Here is a 19,054-nt window from a genome sequence, read left to right on the forward strand (position 1 = left end):
TTGGTGGTGTTATAGCTGATTGGATTCGCTTTATACTCATATACTCTTAGTTAGTTAGCTGGACTGCGGTACACATTATTGCAAATATCATGGCCTGCAAATTGAAAACTTATCTCGCCAATTTTTTCAAACCTTAATCGTTGATAAAATACGTTTGAATCATTCTCAACCCAAGTATATAGCCAGTATCTATCCCCATAACGCTTTGACAACTCGTCTAGTAATTGTCTACCAATACCCTGCCCTTGAAATCCACTGTGAACATACAATTTTTCAACTTCAAACCCGTTATCTTTGTCTTGATAATGTGAGGTGAAGTTAATCAACAAAAAGCCCAAAACTGCACTATCGCGCTCGTAAACCAATAGTTTGTTATCTTTATTGTTTATGATTTTTTTAAAATAATCTGGCGTAAACGTCGCCAGTGCAAAAGCAGCATACTCATCTCGCATACCATCTGTTGTGTAGGTTGTTAACCAAACCTGAAGAGCCAATGCAGTTAGACATTGCGCATCTTGTGATCTTGCTTCTCTAATCATTCTAAATTCAATTTCATTTTTAAATTAACGGCATGAATACCACATTAGTCATTAGTTTGAATTATCGAGTATAACAACCTCCCCTAAAAAGCCAGCCTCTTGAACCGCCGCGTAGCTCAACGCATTTGGTCCTGCATGCATGACAGAATCTTCACCATCTAATACACCATTTCGATTTCTGTCTTTGTGCAATGCGCCTATGTGTGCAAATTGGCCATTTTTACGGTATCTAACTGCAATAAAATCACCAGGAGAGATATCTTTTCCCCATCTTAACCGAGTACTTTCACCGCTAAACTCTACTAACTTAGCCTTATGTCTCAAGTTGTTTACCAACCAAGCGACATTACGGTCAAATACCTTGCCATTGCGTTTGATTGCATTTGCCGCCATTAGTACATCCGCACAATCGACACCCAAATAGTGCTGGCTTTGATAAGGAACCGAGCCAAAAATAGCTGGCACGTTAAAAAAGCTACTTAAGATACCCAAATAACCCTCTCCTTGTGTAAAAGAGACCCTTAAAACCTGATTATTCAGGCCTCGGTGATCGTTATTGTCTAACCCCACACTCTTAAATTTACGGCCATCTTTATCAATCACTTCAACTTCAAACCAAAAACTCCCCACATCACTCTGATAATAAGGTGAATTAAATACGTTGTTGCGTTTTAACCAAGAGGGCGATACTAGTATGCTTTGCTTATCATCAAACTGAGCGAGGTGTTTTTTCTGATAATGTATGTTACCGAACCCAGACCATTGATAGGGCTTTGGCTCCCAAGGGTGATTCGCATTTTTGTAGTACTGACTCGTATCTGGAATAATTTGAAACCACTTAATATGTGCCCCTTCAGGTGCTTTCACTCTAAGCTCAACAACATCTCCCGAAGGCAACATGACAGCGCTTCTATTTTGCCAATCTTGCTCATTTTCTAATTTTGAATGTATTTCAATATGTGCACTGACACTAAAGCTGAGCAACAAGCTCAATAGGCCATTTATTAGCATACTTTGATTAAACAAACGCATTTAATTCCCCCTACTTTTAACTGGTGTTAAATAGCCATCAAACAGGTATGTTAGCCACCGAATATCCTCTTCACCAAGGCACGCCTCACTATGCAGCCGAGGTGAATCAATAATCTCTTGATAGACATGTGACAATGCTTCAACAGTTAGGAATACCCACTGCTCTTTTTCTAACACGTCTAAGCTGTGACCAAAAAATGCTTCATCAATCAAAGGATCATATTCTTGCTCAGACGTTTTTAATGCCTTTTCAAGCCGTGACAACATAGGGTTAACTAACTTTATCGTATCCCCTTCACTGAACTCCTTTAAGACATTCTCTTGTGCTGATTGAATCTCTTTTTCTAAAGTGTTTTGCGAGTATTTTTCAGCAATAGGGCGAATACCATGTTTATTCACTAATCCTGTAATACTGGGGAGCGCTGCTTTAGCTGCTATTGCGGCCCCCACAGCAGGATTAAAAATGGCTGACAACCCACCAACAACAAACATTCCATAAGTTAACTTTGTGTCTATCGCATCAATATCATTTGCTAATTTATCCAGCTGACTTTCTTGGTCTTTGTTTTCTGTTCTTACCAAAGACTCTGCCTGTTGAGACAAAATTTCCAATAACAAAGTTTCAGCATGTTCATTGGCAAAGTGAAAGACTCGACGTTTTGGTAAGGTGTTTATTTCAGGTATACAGGGAGGAAGGCTTCTTATAGTGTGCAAAGCAACGCCATACTGGCCTTGTACAAATGGGATCACAAAATAGTGTTTCTCATCATATTCTTTAATTATGGAATGATTAGAAGATGAAATAAGCCATGGGCCAATTCCTGCCTCTTTGAAAAGAAAAAAGTGCTCGTTAATATGACGCTTGAGGTATTCAACTCCCTGAGTCACTCGATATAATTTGTCTAATAATAAACTCTGCATTAAAACAACCTCCCTGTTTTAACATTACACTAAATACCTATAGTGAACTATATCAAATAACTTAACTCCTTCATTGACTTTGTCGGCACAAACTCAGTGATACTATATTCAGCAATACCTGTTTTAAAAAACGGGTCTTCGTTTAACGTTAATTCGAGTAATTCTTTTGAGGGAGAAGTAGCTAAAATAACACCTCCAGTGCGAGGTTCAGTTGGACCAGACATTAAAAAAATACCATCGTCATAACACTGATCTAAAAACTCAACGTGTAAAGATAAATACTTCTCAACTTCAGATAACCCAACGAGATAATTAAGCGTGACGATAAACATGAGAGTTCCTTTTTATTATTTATTGAGCGCACTCATTGCGCTTCCAAAGTAGTTACTAACCCTTTTAATTTAGTACCTATTTTGGTTAATGTAACTCTATCAACCGAAATACTATCTGTATATAGCTACTTTACACTTACTTACAACTTACGACGTTTTGGCACTAATGACATACATCGAAAAGCCATGCGACAATTTGTCACATTATCAACCGCAAGCTTATTACATATAATCCTCAAATTATCCTAATTATGATAACAATAAAATGCTCAAAACACTGCTTATATGGCATAAAAGAATTGCTTTATGGTGCCTAATCCCGTTTACCATATGGGCGCTCTCCGGATTGCTTCACCCTGCTATGAATCACTTTGCAAAAGCACCAAGGATAAAAAGCAACCCAATTATTGCCGAGAAAAATGATTTACAAACTTACACAAATATCTATAAAGCGCTTATACAAAATGATATATCAAACTTTAGTCATGCAAGCCTGATAAAATACAAACAGCAATATTTTTATCAGGTACGAGAGCAATTACTGAATGACATAAAAGTTCATTACCTCCCACTTAAGAATACCCACCTTCGCCTCACTGATATTGAATACGCAAAATATTTAGCTCAGCACTGGAGCAAGCAAAATATTCAAAGCGCACAACTCATTACACAATTTAGTTCAGCTTACCCCGAAATAAATAGAATCTTACCTGTTTATCGAATGCAGCTTAGTAATGGGAACAAGTTATACGTTGATACGCTTGGGAAGCGTATAGTCGCTCATAACACCCCGTTAAGGGAATCTCTCGCCTATTGGTTTAAGCAATTACATACATGGCAATTTGCAGGTGATAGACATAGTCTTTGGAGACTTATTCCGATGCTAATAGTATGTATTGCTTTACTTATTGTGGCTTTATTTGGGCTATTGGCATACACCCTTCTGTGGTCCAAAGTTAAATCAAAGAAAAAATCTGTAAGGTCTCTTCACAGAAGTACTGGGCTCATATTAAGTGTATCTATGCTCGGCTTTGCCAGTAGCAGCACACACATTTTAATCGATAAGTTTTTCGTTCAAGAGTTTAGAGCTCTACTTCCGAAAAATAATATTAACACCCATGATATAAATCACGATCCAATTAAAGCAATGCGGAGCGAAAATGGCGATAACTTTCAATTGATAAATATTAACGGAGAAATAATCAGCCAAATCGTTAAGTTTGAAAAAGATAAAATGTCCTTTTCATACTGGCAAGAAAAAGAAACAGCATTTACAAACACACATTTTGCCCGCGACATATTACTTGAACAGTTGGAGGTGTCAGGCCAGCTCAACCATAACGAGAAAATCGACAAGTTTGGAGCAACGTACGGGTTTGTAAATAAGCGACTACCAGTGCAGCAACTAAGCTTTGAGCACTCTTCAGAGGTACTTTACAGTGTCGAGATCCATACCGGCTATATTGCTGCAATTGATGACAACTGGCAAAAAGCACGCAGTTGGCATTTCGGTTATCTGCACAAATACCATTTTTTAAACCCGCTTGGCAAAGGCTTACGTGATAGCATCATTGCGTTGATCTGTCTTGGTCTCGTATTCGTTGCATCAACAGGTACATACATGTACTTTTCAACAACACTTCGTCGGCGTCGTGCGAAACAGCAGCGTAACTTAAAAAATAACGAATTATTAGAAAATAACTAAGGAACAAGCATAATGAAATCTGGCTTTTCTTATTCCCTCATAGCCATAGCACTTTTACAAGCTGATGTGCTTTATGCTCAGCAACAAAGCGATGACATTGAAAAGATTATTGTGACAGCCAGCAGAACTGCAAAGGCGAATACCGATTTAGCCCTCAGTGTTGGTAGTGTATCAAGTGAAGTAATAAGAAACGACAACGCGCAGCATGTGTCCGAGTCTCTGGAAACCATCTCTGGTGTTTTACTTAATCAACTATCCGGTGGACAAGGGCATAATGCAGCCATACGTATGCCGATAAACTTCGGTGGTTATACTCTCTACCTACAAGATAACGTACCTCTGCAATCTGCTGCTTTTTATAATCACAATGCACTTTGGTGGGCAAGTACAAACTCCTCACTCTCTCGTTTAGAAGTAGTTAAAGGTGCCGGAACCAGCCTGTATGGTTCGGGTGCTGTTGCCGCAACCGTCAATGTCATTTCTGCACCAGTGAGTAACGAAAATGACAACCTTGCAATCACATTGGGTGAGCATAGCTATCAGAGATTAAATGGCAGCGTAACGCATAACATATCAGATACCAATGGCGTCAGAGTGAGCGCTGCACATCTAGATAATGATGGATGGCGAGCACATAGTAGCGTTAAAAAGTCTGAGTTTAATGTCCTACATGAGTTTCAAATAGATGATAAGCAAAGTATCAAAACAAGTTTAATTTCATCCACACTAGACCAACAAATGCTAGATGCGCTTGAAGAAGATGAATTTTTACAAGACCCTGCTCAATCAGGCCTTCCCAGTGAAGTTCAAGCTATTGACCCTCGCCGCACGACTGACTATGCCAGGCTTAGCGCGGAATACACCTACGAAGACAATGATTTTTATGCCTCAGTGATCCCTTACCTTCGTTATCGCAGCAACGACTACATTGCTACATGGCAGCCAAATATGCCTAAAATTGAATCCAGTGTGAACTCAATTGGTTTACTTGCGTTAACTAATTTCAGGCATACTGCTGATTTTGAAACGACCATTGGTATCGATCTAGAGCGCTCTGAAGGAGATGCCTATTCCTCTCAACCTACAACACGCACAACCACAGGGTGGGCTGCGGCAACTTATCCTGAGGGGCATGTTTTTTACGATGACGAAACGACCTTTGTCGGCGTTTCACCTTATATTCAGCATTTGGGCAAGATCACAGAACGCCTAAATTATGCTGTTGGCCTACGGTATGACCATAACAAGTATGATTTCAACAATGCGCTTCCTGTTTATGATAATGATGGGTTTGGTAATCGCTCTATTGCCAGTCGAGATGATACATTTGAACACCTGAGCCCTAAAGCCAGTTTAAATTATCAATTAAACACACATTCTAGTATTTATACACGCTACGCCAATGCAATACGCATCCCCACGTTCTCAGAGCTTTATCATTTAAAAACGAAAGAGACTAGCGCGCAATTAAGTTCGTTAAACGAGGAGGTATCAGACACCTATGAAATTGGCTATAAAGCTAATTTTGACAAGGTTTCAGTTGAACTTGCTTACTACGTGATGGACGTGAAAGATGCCATTGTCACCGCATATGATGACTTCGGTTCAAGTCTTCGCGTTAATGCCGCTGAAGTGCAACATCAAGGGTTTGAATTTGGCACCACTTACACCCTTTCACCTGCCTGGTCTCTTTCGTTAGCTTACAGCCAGTCGAATCATAAGTTTGATCATTACATCCAAGATGAGGGGCGAATTGACTACAAAACGAAAAAAAGTAAAGAAGTCGACCTGTCAGGTAATAGCCTAGTAATGGCCCCGGAATATGTGGCTAACCTCCGTTTAAACTACAATAGCCAAACTATTTCTGGGTTACACATCACTGCTGAAGTAAAAAGCATCGGAGACTATTGGATGGACTCGGAAAACTCACAAGAATATAGCGGTTATACCATTGCAAACTTAAAAGCAAACTATCAGGTAAATGACGCGCTTAAAGTGCATGCTCGGGTCGCTAATATCACAGATAAAACATATGCCCTACAAGCTGAGATCCGTTATAACCGAGAGCGTATACAGCCTGGTAGTCCTCGTATGGCGTATATTGGCTTAGACTATTCTTTTTAACTCTTAGATTTATTATAAATGGTATTCAACAGCAGGACTGAATACCATTTCAACCCCGCTTTGAACATCAAAATATAATAAAAGTTATTTGTTTTTATGTTTATCTAGTAATACTTCATATTTCAAAGACACGAAGATGTAACATATAACAAATGTTACGAGTAAAGCTGCCATCAAAAGTCCGACTAAACGAAAACCAAACTCCAACCATGGTATTTCAATATCTTTGCCAAGCAAAGACACCAAAGTCACAACCATTATCAAACCCATCATTATTTTAGTGTAGTTAATTGCAAAGTCTAATTTACTCTTCATACCAATCCTAAAAACTAAGCCTTTTGAGTTTTTACACCTTCAAGCCAAAAAAGGCGCTGATTTTACTCAAAAAAATGAGCTGTTTCATCAAAAAAACTAGATAAATTGACATTTATACAAAAGAACCTTTTACCGTAAATATTTGCCAACAAATGCGTCTTTTTATATTCACGTAATTAACACATGCTCGAATAAACAGCTTGCGAGTAGCATGCAACCAAGCTAGCATATAACAAAATTGTTATATATAGATTCTGTTATAGGCAAACAAATGAAAGTACTATTCTTATGCACTGAGAACTCAGCACGTTCTCTTATGGCTGAAGTGCTTCTAAAACATCACGGTAAAGATCAATACGATGTATACAGTGCAGGAACTAACCCAAGTGGCGCAGATCCTCGCACTATCAAAGCCATTGATCATTTTGGCTTAAATAGCCAAGGGCTAGTATCACAACATATAGAAGAATTCACCGCTATGCACTTCGACTATGTGATAACCCTATGTGCTAGCGCGACCAAAGAATGTGAAGGCCGAGTCAACGGCGTAAATTGCCTTGCTTGGGATATTGCAGAGCCTAAATCTCGTCAATGTGAGAACCCTTTTGAAAAAACACTGCAAGAAATCAACGAAAAAATTCAGTCCCTGTTGACAGAAAATACGACACAAAAACCTGCAACCATCCAACCTACAACTTTTTATAAAGCATTGGCTGATGAAACACGTCTAAAAACCTTGCTGATTATTGCGGTAGAAAAAGAGGCTTGCGTGTGTGAACTAATGACAGCACTGGATGAGTCGAGCCAGCCGAAAGTATCTCGTCACCTCGCACAACTGCGTAAAATTGGAATCTTATCTGATAGAAAGTACCATCAATGGGTTTTTTACTCGCTTAACCCGACATTGCCTGAATGGATGAAGCACATTATCACCTCAACAGTCATCAATGAACCTAGTTTTATCGAACAAGAGTTAAATAGGCTCAATACCATGGGTGATCGCCCTACTCGTTTTGCAAACTTGTGTAAATAAGGCGCTATTTCATGGGTATTTTTGAGCGTTATTTATCAGTTTGGGTTGCTGCCAGCATTGCCATCGGTGTTGGGCTTGGTGTGTTATGCCCACCTGTGTTCGAATTCGTTACCACCATGACTTATGCCAATGTCAATCTCGTGGTCGCAATTTTTATCTGGATAATGATTTATCCAATGATGGTGCAAATTGACTTCTCAACCATCAAAGAAGTCGGTAAAAACCCGCAGGGCCTCGTCCTGACTATCATCATAAATTGGTTAGTCAAACCATTTACCATGGCTGCGTTAGGTTGGTTATTTTTTGAAGGGGTTTTCGCCAATTATGTCAGCCCAGAAACAGCACAAGAGTACATTGCTGGTATGATCCTGCTTGGTGTTGCTCCATGCACCGCCATGGTTTTTGTTTGGTCTCAGCTCACTAAAGGCGATGCAAACTATACGTTAGTGCAGGTGTCTGTGAACGATGTGATCATGATCTTTGCATTTGCTCCAATAGCTGGATTGCTGCTTGGTGTATCGGATATACATGTTCCGTGGGATACACTTTTTATTTCTGTGGTGTTGTACGTTTTACTCCCCTTAATGGCTGGTATATACACACGCAAAAAACTCAACGCTTCAGGAAAGAATGGCACAGCCATAGAAACCTTACTGGCAAAGTTAAAGCCTTTTTCTGTAGTAGGTCTGTTGGCAACAGTTGTACTTCTATTCGGTTTTCAAGCCAATACCATCATCTCTAAGCCAATGAATATTCTATTAATTGCAATTCCATTGATCTTGCAAACTTATGGCATATTTTTCATTGCTTATTTCGCAGCACTCAAACTGAAGCTTAAACACAACATCGCGGCTCCCGCTTGTCTTATTGGCACCTCAAACTTCTTTGAGCTGGCCGTCGCTGTTGCAATATCGTTATTTGGATTACATTCAGGTGCCGCCCTTGCCACCGTCGTTGGCGTTCTGGTAGAAGTGCCTGTGATGTTGTCTTTGGTCGCAATCGTTAATAAAACCAAACATTGGTTTGACCTACAAACACACTAAGAGGCAATTATGCAAACTCACCCTTTTGATAAGCTGTCACTGGATAATGGTGCCACCTTTATTTTCACCCCTTGCCCAGGTACAAAAGATGTTGCCATCACTGAGTCTGTTGCTCAACTTAAAGACGCAGGCACAGATGCAATTATTACACTGATGTATGACAGCGAGCTTCTTAAAAATAATGCACAGAGCTTAGCGCAAGTGTGCAAAGAGGAAAATGTAAAATGGTTTCAATTCCCGCTACCTGACGATGATGAACCTAACCAAGATTTTGTTACTGCATTTAATAACCACATCGAGGAGATTTTTTCTATCCTTGATAGAAAAGGTACAGTGGCGGTACATTGTAAAGGTGGCTCTGGCAGAACTGGGCTAGTGATTGGCCTTTTAATGAAACGCCTTGGTTACGATCACGCTGACATCATAAAGCAAATACAAACGCTTAGACCAAAAGCACTTAAACATCCGTCACAGTTGCAATTTTTTAATACATTTTAGTCATTAAGCACTGCGCATCTAGATTAGATGCGCAGTGCTTATAACCTGCTTTGCTTTACTCAGAATTACGCTACATTTCCTCTAAGAAATAACATCGCTGTTAGTTGCGCCAAATGTCATATTTATCACCTTGCCACTTAAGGAAAGAAAACAGATAAGCAGTTACTAAAAGCATCAAACCACCCACTAAAGCTGCTTCGTTAACTAGACCTAGCCCGCAAAATAAAAAACCCGCGACATGACTTAAGTAAACAACTCTATTGGCTGTAGTGCGCTTAGGCCTAACCTGTAAAAAATTAAATACAAACCAGATTTTAAGTACAATGGGTAACGCGCGCCAATTTTGCAAGCTGTTCGTCATCGTCGACTCCTCAAGTTCCAAAGTCTGTATGCTGACATCAAGGGCGCTGGCTAAACACTTTTTTGATTCTAAGCTCGCGTTGGCACCGGCCTCAATTCGTTGAATAGTTCGTACATTTAGCCCCGACATATGAGCTAACTGCTCTTGAGATAAACTCCGGCTTAATCGAAGCTGCTTTAATATCATCTTATTCCCTAACGTATTTGGTGTATGAAGAATGATTGAACTATGGCATGAGGGTCTAGAAAATACCTCGACTAATGCCCGACAGTGGCCCGACTCACCACCGACATTTTTAAAATAGCATATTAATCAGTTACTTTTGATAACTTTAGAAAAACATAATTGTAACCAAATTTAAGATTTAGCGTCGTTTTTTTCGGTAAATTCCGCTAGCATAGCGAGCAATTTATAATAATTAGAAAAAGAGGAAGGTATGATCCAAGACGGTTTTGCGTTTATCGCATTCTTAATGTTTGTCTCCAGCATCGTAATTTGGGGAGAAGACAAGTATAAAAATGGACCTTTTTTTAAGTATGTCCCCGCGGTCATTATTATCTATTTTTCCGCTATGGTTATGTCAACATTAGGCGTCTGGGAAATGACAGACTCTGTTAAACAAGCACGAGGCGAGGTTAAAACCGCGATCTTACCAGCTATGATATTTTTGATGTTACTCAGGGCTGATTTGAGAGATATCGTAAAACTAGGCCCTAAATTACTAGGCACTTTTTTTGCTGCTACTTTAAGTATTGTGCTGGGCTTCATCGTCTCGTTCGCCCTGTTCCAAAGTTACTTAAATGATAATGCCGCACTGACTTTTGGTGCGCTAGCTGGCAGTTGGATTGGCGGTACACAGAATATGGTCGCCGTGCAACAATCGCTTGGTCTAAATGATGCGGGTATGGGGTATACACTGCTCATAGACTCTATAGATTATGCGATGTGGATCATGTTCTTACTGGCGTTAGTCCCTTTTGCTCACAAGTTTAATGCATGGACAAAAGCAGATACAAGTACACTTGACGAACTACAAAAGAAACTCACCCTTTCCAATGACAAAATCAGAAAAGAAACGACATTCCCAGACATGATGTTACTGCTAGGCAGTGCTTTTGGTTTATCTGCGCTAGCCATCTACATTTCTGGTCTTTTGCCTCACAATGCGGTGCTGACGAGTACAACATGGAGCATTATGATAGTGACTATTGTTGGCGTCATTTGCGCAATGACGCCGCTGGGTAAGTTACCAGGTTCACCTCAGCTGTCCAATGTGCTGCTTTATACTTTGGTTGGCCTGATCGCAGCAAATGCTGATTTTGCAGAGCTTACTCAAGCACCAGCATACATTTTAGCTGGATTCGTTATTCTACTCATCCATGGTGTTATCCTCACAGTGATAGCGAAAATATTCAAACTTGATCTATTCACTTGCGGAATTGCATCTTTGGCTAACATTGGGGGAGTGGCATCTTCGCCAGTTCTCGCTGCGGCCTATAGCCAAACATTGGTTCCGGTTGCAATTTTAATGGCGCTGATGGGCGTTATTATTGGTACCGGTGCAGGTATTGGAGTAGCGATGCTATTGCAAGCGATGTAGTTAGTCTGTAATACACAGGTATGGTGAGAATATATTCTCACCATACTTTTCATTTATAAATATAATAACAATAATCATGTATAATAAACAATCAAACCTAGTGCATTAATAAATAAAAGAAAACCATAGTCTAGTAATAATAAACCTATAACCCTCACAAAACCCGTAACCTCGCCTGCTTTTCCAAAGAAAAAATTAATTAAATTATAAACCGCTAATTTAAAAGGTTATTTAAAAAATCCGAAATTTACATTTGATTACTTATTGATCACAAATTTAAACAATGTTAAAACATAAATCGTAAAATATAAGTAAGTAAAAATAGATTAGACTCCTTTCATCAGAGTAAAAGCGCTTGGACCAGCTCAAATACATAACAAAAACTATAAGGCTTACTTTTTTAAAAGGCTTTACAAAATAAATTCGTTATCAGCCATATTATTTAATCAAGGAATAGACATGAACCTTAAAGGCAAAGCTCTAAAAAACCTAATTAACACTAAGGTTAAATCAATTATTTTATCAAGTGTTTTTATGCTGATACCCTCAAGTGCATATTCTGCTGTCACTTTAAGTGAGTTCATTCAAATGAGCGAGCAATTTGACCCGACAAGCTCTGATTACTTTATCTGCTACCACCCTCGGTACCCAATGAGCTTTTCTGAGTATCTTAATGAGCTCATTGACATGAATAAAATTACGCCCCCTGTCGCGGATTGGGCAAAATCACAGGGGTACTACCCATATCTAGGATATTTTTTTGAGACATCTAGCTGGGAAGTCGTGCTCTCATGCCGAGTCAGGCCTTATACCTTTACCTCTATTGACTAGCGTATCGCTTATAAAACCCGCATATAAATTAGCAAACCAAAAGTGGCGGACGTTGCAAACCTGCGACCTATCTTTCGTGACCATTTTTTGGCAATAAAACAGACAAGGTTGTATACGATACATGTGTTCACTATTAGACATCATCATCAATAAACTCACTCATAAAGGAAATAAGTATGTTGATCAATGCAATCGCATTAGTTAGCACACTCACATCATTTAGTTATCAAGCAAATGATGTGTTTACCATTGAGGCCTATGAAGAACGTGCGCGATTAGACAGCCAAGTAAGGAATCGTTGTACATCTGTTCCTGTGTCGTATTCTGACGTGAAAATTCGTATAAATTGGGCTTATAACCAAGGGCTGATAACAGAAAGAGCATCATACTGGGGGAAAGCCTACGCGTATTACCCTGTTATAGATATGTTTTCACATCAAATAACCGCTATTTGTAAAGGGGGATAGGTGACACTAGAACACCTATATAAAAGCTATATATGAAAATACTATTGTTTATTACGGCTATGGTTAGTTCTGCTTGTTCATTTAATGCACATGCTGCCATGGATATTTGGACTTTTCAGCATCGTGCAAACATAGATGCCCAAATGCCAGGTCGCTGTATATATCAGACGCCTGTCTACAATTATACCGTTCGCAATCACTGGGCATATGAAAACAGACTCATTACAGCCAGGGCTGCAGAATGGGGAAATACATTTGGCTTCTACCCAGTGATAGATATATTTACAGGCGAAATTGCAGCAGTTTGCTCCGCTGGTCGTAGCTAACTTATTCATCTCAACTCAACTCAACAAGCAATAAGGAAATATTAATGCGTATATTAACAGTCGCTTTTGCTGGTTTTTTGACTTTAACCTCCTTTGCCGCCTTAGATATGCAACAGTACGAATTCAGAGCATTACAAGATGCCAAAATACCAGGACGCTGTGTTTATAGTCCCATCTCATATGACAATGTCAAACTACGTATTGACTGGGCGCTTAACCAGGGGTTAATCACTGAGCGGGCTTCCTATTGGGGTAAAGCATATGGCTATTACCCTATTGTTGACATGTTTTCGAATCAAGTCGCTGCTATCTGCAAAGGTGACCTAACATAGCCATCATCATATACACACTAAGATAATCACTACATTTTATAAGGAAGTTATTATGAGCATTAAGGTACTTGCAGTTGCTGGAATCCTCTCAATATTCTCGTTTGATTCTTTTGCTGTTATGGATTTAACACAGTATAAACAGCGTGCATTTCAAGATAACCAGCCTTGGAGCCGTTGCTCTTTTTCGACGCCACCAAATAGCTGGCAACAGTATATAAATCACGCGTTAAATCGAGGGTTTATCACACAGCGCGCTGCAAATTGGGGGAGAAGCAATGGTTACTACCCTGTAATAAGCTTTTTCGGCGGTGTAGAAGCCGTTTGTTCTGCAAAATAAATAAGGAAATCAATATGAAAAATATAAAAAGCATCACTTTTTCTGGCATTTTATCATTACTGTCATTTGAGTCTTTTGCAATCATGGACATAGATGTATATCAACAAAAAGCCTATTCAGATAGCCGAGCACCTGGACGATGTATGGGTAACATCCATGGCCCACGTAATTGGCTAATGTACATTGATTTTGCTGTACAAAATGGAATTATAACGGCACGAGCTGGAGATTGGGGCAGATTAAATGGCTACTATCCCGTCATTAACCCCTTTGAAAATAGTGTGACATTAATCTGCTCTGTTGGTAGACCATAAAATTTAAAGGAATAAAATATGAAGTTAGCATCACTATTACTACTTACTATACTTTCAACACACACATTTTCGGTGGCTGCCAACAGCGAAGTAAGCTCTCTTATCACATTAGACGAATATATAGAGAGAGCAATGTTAAATATAGGTAAAAGGTGTAGCATGGGCCCTAGACCTACAGTTGCTCAAGTAAGAGAACACAATTTATATGCTCAGAATTTAGGGTTGATCACCGCTGAAGCGGCTCTGTGGGGAAGTAATAATGGTTTCTATCCTTTGATTGATTTATTCACAGAGAGAGAAATCGCTCTAATCTGCAAAGCTTAAAACAGCCTCGTACATTTAAAAAGTTACACTATATACTGTGAAATGACGCTCAAAATGCTTTGATTCTAGATATAAAAAAGCACCTACAAGGTGCCTTAAAAACCGCACTTAATACGTATTATTAACTATCTCGTCTTAACTCACATCTGAACTATTTGACTTCAATACGTATTTGCGTATTTCCGTTGTCTATTTCTCCTATGCCTTTTGAAGCAACCGCTTTGTGATCTGACCCCCTTACTTTTCTGATGTAAGTATAATTGCCGCCATCAGCATAGGTATTTTTATATTGCCAATGACCATTCACTCGTTGATATAGCTGTATATCACCGCCAAAGTATGGTTGATGATTATTGCCGTTAACTAAAATACTATGTACTGTCCAACCAAAGCGGTTAGTTAAGTATGTTGCGCCAGAGTAATTATGATTAGTCGCAGTGATGGTATTTACTGCCACTTTATTTACAGATTGAATATCCAACTCTTTTACATACCGCGACCCTTTTGTTGGATCGAAAGACGTGCTTTCGGTAAATAAAACATGCACACCGCCCCCCGTCCCTGCTTCTTCAGCAACAATGTCTTTCACATAAATATATGTCCCATTGGCTTCTGAGTCGTAAACCAAAGTCCGAGAGTCGTTTTCAGCAAGTGGCAAGGTGAGCCTTTCACCTTTAATGTTGTACCAAGTGTTTGGGTTGAAAGTATAAGACTTAATCACATGAATGTTTGAGCGGCGATCTAGGTTGTAATTGGGGTGATAGTTATATGCTATATAAATTGCCCCATCATCATTAGTATCACTGACCGCATAATGACCACCTTCAGCTAATTTAAATTCATGACCATTATTATCAAACCACAGTGTCCGTACAGACTTTTGCCCTGCATATTCATAACGGGTGAATACCGCAAGACGGTTTAAAGCATTGTCTAAGTGTAACTGTGGGTATGACTGATTAAAGTCACCGTGATTGGGCAAGCCTTTAAGCTTTTGAAACTGAGTGCCATAAGGGGTTGTTGATTTGTAAAGGTGCCCGCTTCGATATTTGTGCCCAAGCCCACGCGAAGACAGTTGCACATAAACATAACCGTTTTTATCAACATCGACTATCGCATTGGTATGCGGATCATTCCAATTGCTCTCTGTATGGACTTTTACTTTTTGATTGTAGTTTTTCACTACATAAGTGACTAAGTTGCCATTTTCGTTATTAGAAAACACCTCAAAGTGATTATTGCTTTTTTCCACCGCCACTGGGATATGTTTATGAGTATAAGTGCCTGTCGCACCACAATACTTGGGCACTCCATTGAATAACTGATTTGTTAAACAAAAATAACTCGACTGATACCCACTATCATAAACATGAATATTTGATGCCATACTTGTTGCCGATGACAACAAAATCATAAAACCAACTGAATATTTCATAAAATCTCCTTTTTTGAAATATTATATTCACATCTCCAATGTTAAAAAACAAATACAATTTATTAATTATTTCATGCTGAGACGATGAAACTTTAAACATCAAATATCACTATTTCAAAAAACACATTAAAATTTGCAGGAGATTAACCACCAAATAGTCGCTATACTTGATTATTAAAACGCTCAACGCGCCTTATAATTTTACGTCTCACATACACAAAGTATATGCACTCTAAACATATCGGAAAGTTGCTTTGTAAAAATAAAAAGAGCCATCTCTGGCTCTTGTCGTACTTAACTTAATTATCAGCCACGATTATGTGGACGAGCGTAATCAATATCCGGTCCATTGGGCACAACTTGCGTTGGATTGATCATTGTATGGCTGAAGTAGTAATGACGTTTAATATGATAAAAATCAACTGTCTCAGTGACGCCTGGGTATTGATATAATTCTCTTACGTAATTAGATAAATTTGGGTAGCTTTCAATTGTGCGCTTATTACACTTAAAGTGACCAACATACACAGCATCAAATCTTATTAAGGTGGTAAATAAACGCCAGTCGGCTTCTGTTAATGTATCGCCAACTAAGTATCTATTTTCGCTTAGAATATTTTCTACTTTATCAAGCGCATCAAATAGTTTGTCATACGCTTGGTTATAAGCATCTTGGCTGGTGGCAAACCCTGTGCGATATACTCCGTTATTTATCGAGTCATAAACAAAATCATTGATCTCATCGATTTGAGTCTGTAATGCACTTGGATAAAAATCTAATGTATTGCCTGTCAGCGTATCAAATGCAGTGTTAAACATGCGAATGATCTCAGATGACTCATTACTCACGATCCGCTGAGCTTGTTTGTCCCACAATACCGGCACTGTTACTCTACCACTGTAATCTGCTTTATTTTTGGTGTAGATCTGATGCATAAAGTTGCTTTCAAATAATGCATCGCCTGTGCTGCCGGTTGCTTTATCAAACGTCCAACCTTGTTCTAACATATCAGGGCTCACCACGGATACATCAACATAGTCCTCTAACCCTTTAAGCTTTCTAAATATCAGCGTGCGGTGTGCCCAAGGACAAGCGAGTGAGACAAATAAGTGATAACGGCCTTTTTCTGCTTTAAAACCTGCTTCTCCACTTGGGCCAGCTTCGCCGTCAGGAGTAACCCAATTTCGTAATTGCGCAGCCTCCCGTTTAAATTCACCATTACTTGATTTAGTATCGTACCACTTGTCTTGCCAATGTCCGTTAACCAATAAACCCATTTTTTTGCTCCTAACCTATGCTTAAATATGTATCTGCAACTGCTGACATAGCAGTTCAAAGTTTGGCCCAAATTTGGGCCACCGGCATTTATGCTGACTTAGCCAACTTGTGGTCGACACTAAAGCGACCTGCGCCAGTAGAGGCTAAGGCTAAAAAGCCGCCTGCCATGGCGATGTTTTTAAAGAACATAAAAAACTGCATTTGATCCGCAAGGTTATTGTGATACACCAAAGCACTCACTACACAGAATCCGGCAAAAGCCAATGCGGTTAACTGGGTTAACGCACCCGCTAAGATGAATAATCCGCCAATCAACTCAAACGCAATCACTAACGGTAGTAAAAACTCAGGTAAACCACCAGAGGCTAGATACTGAGCGTTGCCCTCAAAGTATTGGATTTTATTCATCCCTGCCAAAATAAAGATGACAGATAAACCAACTCGACCGAGTAAGTTTGCGGCATTCGATAGATAGTCGTTCTTTGATACGATATTGAGTAAATTCATGATATTCTCCAAAGCTGTAAATTTGTTTTACTGGCATCTCTGCCCAACTTGCTAACAAGTTTACTATCTAATTAGAGAAATAAAATTTGTAAAAATAGAGGCCTTCATTCTTTTAAAAAGAATGAAGGCTATAGGGATAGGCCATAATTCGTTAAGTCAATTAACTTAACATGCTGTTTAAAATACAAAAAGCAGCACAATGCCGCTTTTAAATAACCTCAACAATCGGCGAGTACCATTCGCTACTGCGCTTTAGGCGCGACTTTGAACGATTTGATATTCCCTTCATTTTCAGAAGTAGTTGTAATATACGCGAGGTGAATGTCGCCCGCTTCTGCCGATAAAGTCACCTTTGCAATGGGTGTATCTGTGTTTGCGCCCTGACCTGCTTTAACCACAATCAACTCATTTAGATCCGTTGATAGGTCAACAAACTCTGTCGCATCACCATATTCCAAGTTTTCAGCTAATTTTTTGTCACCCATATACACATCCACTTTGCCCATATCTGCGACATAGGTATGGATAACAATCACTCGATATTTACTTTTAGCCACGTCTGCATCGTCAATTTTTACTGCATCTAGCTGTGCAGCCTGTGCTGAATCGTTATCTAATCGACCATAGCTATAAACAACATAATCACCGTGCTCAGAAAATCTAAAACGCGTCGATGCAATTGCCACTTCTTTGGAGTTACCCTCTACGGCATAAAATGAAAATACATTGCCATCTGAGTCGTCTTGAACAAGTAACTTTTCGTCTGATTTAGCGCCGAACAACAAACCATTTTCATCTGATAAAGACATTTCTTCATGGCCTTTTTCAAACTCCCAATACACATCCATTTCACTGTTCACCAAGTTAATTGCACTGACGTCAGCAGTGTAGGTGTCGTCATTGTTGCACCCAGCTAAAACAGATACCGCAACAGATAAAACCAATCCAGTTATTAATTTCACAATACTCTCCTCAAAGTGGCGTTGTGGGAAGTATATTGCTCACGGTCAGTGCGAGTTGTTATTGAATGTTATTTTTCAATACTTTGATGTAGCTGAGGGTTACAGAAAGCATTAAAGCGTAACGACACCCCGCAAAAAAGAAATAATTTAAGCACTGAGCTTACTAATAGGCTGACAAGAGAGAATGCGCGTATGCTGTTTAGCAAAATAGGCTTGGGTATGAGGGGCATCATAATGACGCTTTAAATCTGCTTCACAGTGCCACGCTTCCCACAAATAAAACACACCCGGCTCGTCATGAGCATGATAGATTTCAAAATAGATACAGCCGGGTTCATCGACTGTATGCGCTTTCAAGATATTCAGTTCAGCCGTAATTTCTGAAATATTGCCGTGGTTTGCCATTAACTTAGCAACAATGTAATAGCTCATAAGGT

General features: G+C 39.3%; 24 protein-coding genes. 13 read left to right on the forward strand and 11 right to left on the reverse strand.

All coding sequences use genetic code 11. The features are described 5' to 3' along the window. Positions 1-50: 50 nt before the first annotated feature. From QNM16_RS06765 to QNM16_RS06780, 4 genes are read right to left on the reverse strand one after another with little or no spacing between them, the layout of a single operon-like run. On the reverse strand, positions 51-539 hold the full coding sequence (locus tag QNM16_RS06765; RefSeq protein WP_284019780.1) for a GNAT family N-acetyltransferase: 489 nt from the start codon (positions 537-539) through the stop codon (positions 51-53). A 51-nt stretch (positions 540-590) separates the two neighbouring features. Beyond that, positions 591-1,571 carry a hypothetical protein gene (locus QNM16_RS06770; RefSeq protein WP_284019781.1) on the reverse strand — a complete coding sequence of 327 codons (981 nt, stop codon included), beginning with the start codon at positions 1,569-1,571 and terminating at the stop codon, positions 591-593. Beyond that, the gene (locus QNM16_RS06775) at positions 1,572-2,492 is read right to left on the reverse strand and encodes a hypothetical protein (protein WP_284019782.1); all 921 of its coding nucleotides are present in this window, start codon (positions 2,490-2,492) and stop codon (positions 1,572-1,574) included. It abuts the gene before it with no gap. Between the two features lie 47 nt (positions 2,493-2,539). Beyond that, positions 2,540-2,824 carry a YciI family protein gene (locus tag QNM16_RS06780; RefSeq protein WP_284019783.1) on the reverse strand — a complete coding sequence of 95 codons (285 nt, stop codon included), beginning with the start codon at positions 2,822-2,824 and terminating at the stop codon, positions 2,540-2,542. A 265-nt stretch (positions 2,825-3,089) separates the two neighbouring features. Between QNM16_RS06780 and QNM16_RS06785 the strand changes: the two genes are divergently transcribed. Together QNM16_RS06785 and QNM16_RS06790 are read left to right on the forward strand one after the other, a co-directional pair. Further along, complete coding sequence (locus QNM16_RS06785) at positions 3,090-4,529, forward strand: PepSY domain-containing protein (RefSeq protein WP_284019784.1); 1,440 nt, start codon at positions 3,090-3,092, stop codon at positions 4,527-4,529. A gap of 12 nt (positions 4,530-4,541) precedes the next feature. After that, positions 4,542-6,653 (forward strand): TonB-dependent receptor, encoded by a 2,112-nt coding sequence (locus QNM16_RS06790; protein WP_284019785.1) that lies wholly within the window; start codon positions 4,542-4,544, stop codon positions 6,651-6,653. An 84-nt stretch (positions 6,654-6,737) separates the two neighbouring features. On the opposite strand, the gene QNM16_RS06795 is transcribed toward QNM16_RS06790, so the two are convergent. Next, complete coding sequence (locus QNM16_RS06795; protein ID WP_284019786.1) at positions 6,738-6,968, reverse strand: hypothetical protein; 231 nt, start codon at positions 6,966-6,968, stop codon at positions 6,738-6,740. 271 nt (positions 6,969-7,239) lie between these two features. Between QNM16_RS06795 and QNM16_RS06800 the strand changes: the two genes are divergently transcribed. The 3 genes from QNM16_RS06800 to QNM16_RS06810 are packed head-to-tail and all read left to right on the forward strand — an operon-like array spanning position 7,240 to position 9,542. Beyond that, complete coding sequence (locus QNM16_RS06800; RefSeq protein ID WP_284019787.1) at positions 7,240-8,001, forward strand: metalloregulator ArsR/SmtB family transcription factor; 762 nt, start codon at positions 7,240-7,242, stop codon at positions 7,999-8,001. 11 nt (positions 8,002-8,012) lie between these two features. Beyond that, a complete protein-coding gene (arsB, locus tag QNM16_RS06805; RefSeq protein ID WP_284019789.1) occupies positions 8,013-9,044 on the forward strand; it encodes an ACR3 family arsenite efflux transporter in 1,032 nt (343 codons plus the stop codon). Positions 9,045-9,053: 9 nt separating this feature from the next. Beyond that, positions 9,054-9,542, forward strand: coding sequence for a phosphatase domain-containing putative toxin (locus tag QNM16_RS06810; RefSeq protein ID WP_284019790.1), 489 nt, complete (start codon positions 9,054-9,056; stop codon positions 9,540-9,542). Between the two features lie 100 nt (positions 9,543-9,642). Here the strand turns inward: QNM16_RS06810 and QNM16_RS06815 are convergent, their stop codons facing one another. Continuing rightward, positions 9,643-10,089, reverse strand: coding sequence for a helix-turn-helix domain-containing protein (locus tag QNM16_RS06815; RefSeq protein ID WP_284019791.1), 447 nt, complete (start codon positions 10,087-10,089; stop codon positions 9,643-9,645). Positions 10,090-10,339: 250 nt separating this feature from the next. Between QNM16_RS06815 and QNM16_RS06820 the strand changes: the two genes are divergently transcribed. The 8 genes from QNM16_RS06820 (at position 10,340) to QNM16_RS06855 (ending at position 14,434) form a co-directional block, all read left to right on the forward strand. Further along, the gene (locus QNM16_RS06820) at positions 10,340-11,503 is read left to right on the forward strand and encodes a DUF819 family protein (RefSeq protein WP_237135840.1); all 1,164 of its coding nucleotides are present in this window, start codon (positions 10,340-10,342) and stop codon (positions 11,501-11,503) included. A 459-nt stretch (positions 11,504-11,962) separates the two neighbouring features. Then, positions 11,963-12,334, forward strand: a complete 372-nt coding sequence (locus QNM16_RS06825; protein ID WP_284019792.1) for a hypothetical protein — start codon at positions 11,963-11,965, stop codon at positions 12,332-12,334. 176 nt (positions 12,335-12,510) lie between these two features. Further along, the gene (locus QNM16_RS06830) at positions 12,511-12,801 is read left to right on the forward strand and encodes a hypothetical protein (RefSeq protein ID WP_284019793.1); all 291 of its coding nucleotides are present in this window, start codon (positions 12,511-12,513) and stop codon (positions 12,799-12,801) included. A 32-nt stretch (positions 12,802-12,833) separates the two neighbouring features. Continuing rightward, entirely contained in the window at positions 12,834-13,127 is a 294-nt protein-coding gene (locus QNM16_RS06835; protein WP_284019795.1) for a hypothetical protein, read from the forward strand. 44 nt (positions 13,128-13,171) lie between these two features. Beyond that, on the forward strand, positions 13,172-13,459 hold the full coding sequence (locus QNM16_RS06840) for a hypothetical protein (RefSeq protein ID WP_284019796.1): 288 nt from the start codon (positions 13,172-13,174) through the stop codon (positions 13,457-13,459). Positions 13,460-13,511: 52 nt separating this feature from the next. Next, positions 13,512-13,796, forward strand: a complete 285-nt coding sequence (locus QNM16_RS06845; RefSeq protein ID WP_284019797.1) for a hypothetical protein — start codon at positions 13,512-13,514, stop codon at positions 13,794-13,796. 14 nt (positions 13,797-13,810) lie between these two features. Beyond that, positions 13,811-14,110: a hypothetical protein gene (locus QNM16_RS06850; RefSeq protein WP_284019798.1), complete on the forward strand. Its 300-nt coding sequence runs from the start codon at positions 13,811-13,813 to the stop codon at positions 14,108-14,110. An 18-nt stretch (positions 14,111-14,128) separates the two neighbouring features. Further along, entirely contained in the window at positions 14,129-14,434 is a 306-nt protein-coding gene (locus QNM16_RS06855; RefSeq protein ID WP_284019799.1) for a hypothetical protein, read from the forward strand. 151 nt (positions 14,435-14,585) lie between these two features. On the opposite strand, the gene QNM16_RS06860 is transcribed toward QNM16_RS06855, so the two are convergent. From QNM16_RS06860 to QNM16_RS06880, 5 genes are all read right to left on the reverse strand, one after another. Then, positions 14,586-15,869 (reverse strand): hypothetical protein, encoded by a 1,284-nt coding sequence (locus tag QNM16_RS06860; RefSeq protein ID WP_284019800.1) that lies wholly within the window; start codon positions 15,867-15,869, stop codon positions 14,586-14,588. A gap of 306 nt (positions 15,870-16,175) precedes the next feature. After that, complete coding sequence (locus tag QNM16_RS06865) at positions 16,176-17,147, reverse strand: glutathione S-transferase family protein (protein WP_284019801.1); 972 nt, start codon at positions 17,145-17,147, stop codon at positions 16,176-16,178. 88 nt (positions 17,148-17,235) lie between these two features. After that, positions 17,236-17,655: a DoxX family protein gene (locus QNM16_RS06870; RefSeq protein WP_284019802.1), complete on the reverse strand. Its 420-nt coding sequence runs from the start codon at positions 17,653-17,655 to the stop codon at positions 17,236-17,238. A gap of 242 nt (positions 17,656-17,897) precedes the next feature. Then, positions 17,898-18,617, reverse strand: coding sequence for a DUF4397 domain-containing protein (locus tag QNM16_RS06875; RefSeq protein WP_284019803.1), 720 nt, complete (start codon positions 18,615-18,617; stop codon positions 17,898-17,900). Between the two features lie 147 nt (positions 18,618-18,764). Further along, positions 18,765-19,049: a putative quinol monooxygenase gene (locus QNM16_RS06880; RefSeq protein ID WP_284019805.1), complete on the reverse strand. Its 285-nt coding sequence runs from the start codon at positions 19,047-19,049 to the stop codon at positions 18,765-18,767. Positions 19,050-19,054 lie beyond the last annotated feature (5 nt).

Origin of the sequence: Pseudoalteromonas umbrosa (assembly GCF_030125375.1) — a bacterium.
Taxonomy (GTDB): Bacteria; Pseudomonadota; Gammaproteobacteria; order Enterobacterales; family Alteromonadaceae; genus Pseudoalteromonas; species Pseudoalteromonas umbrosa.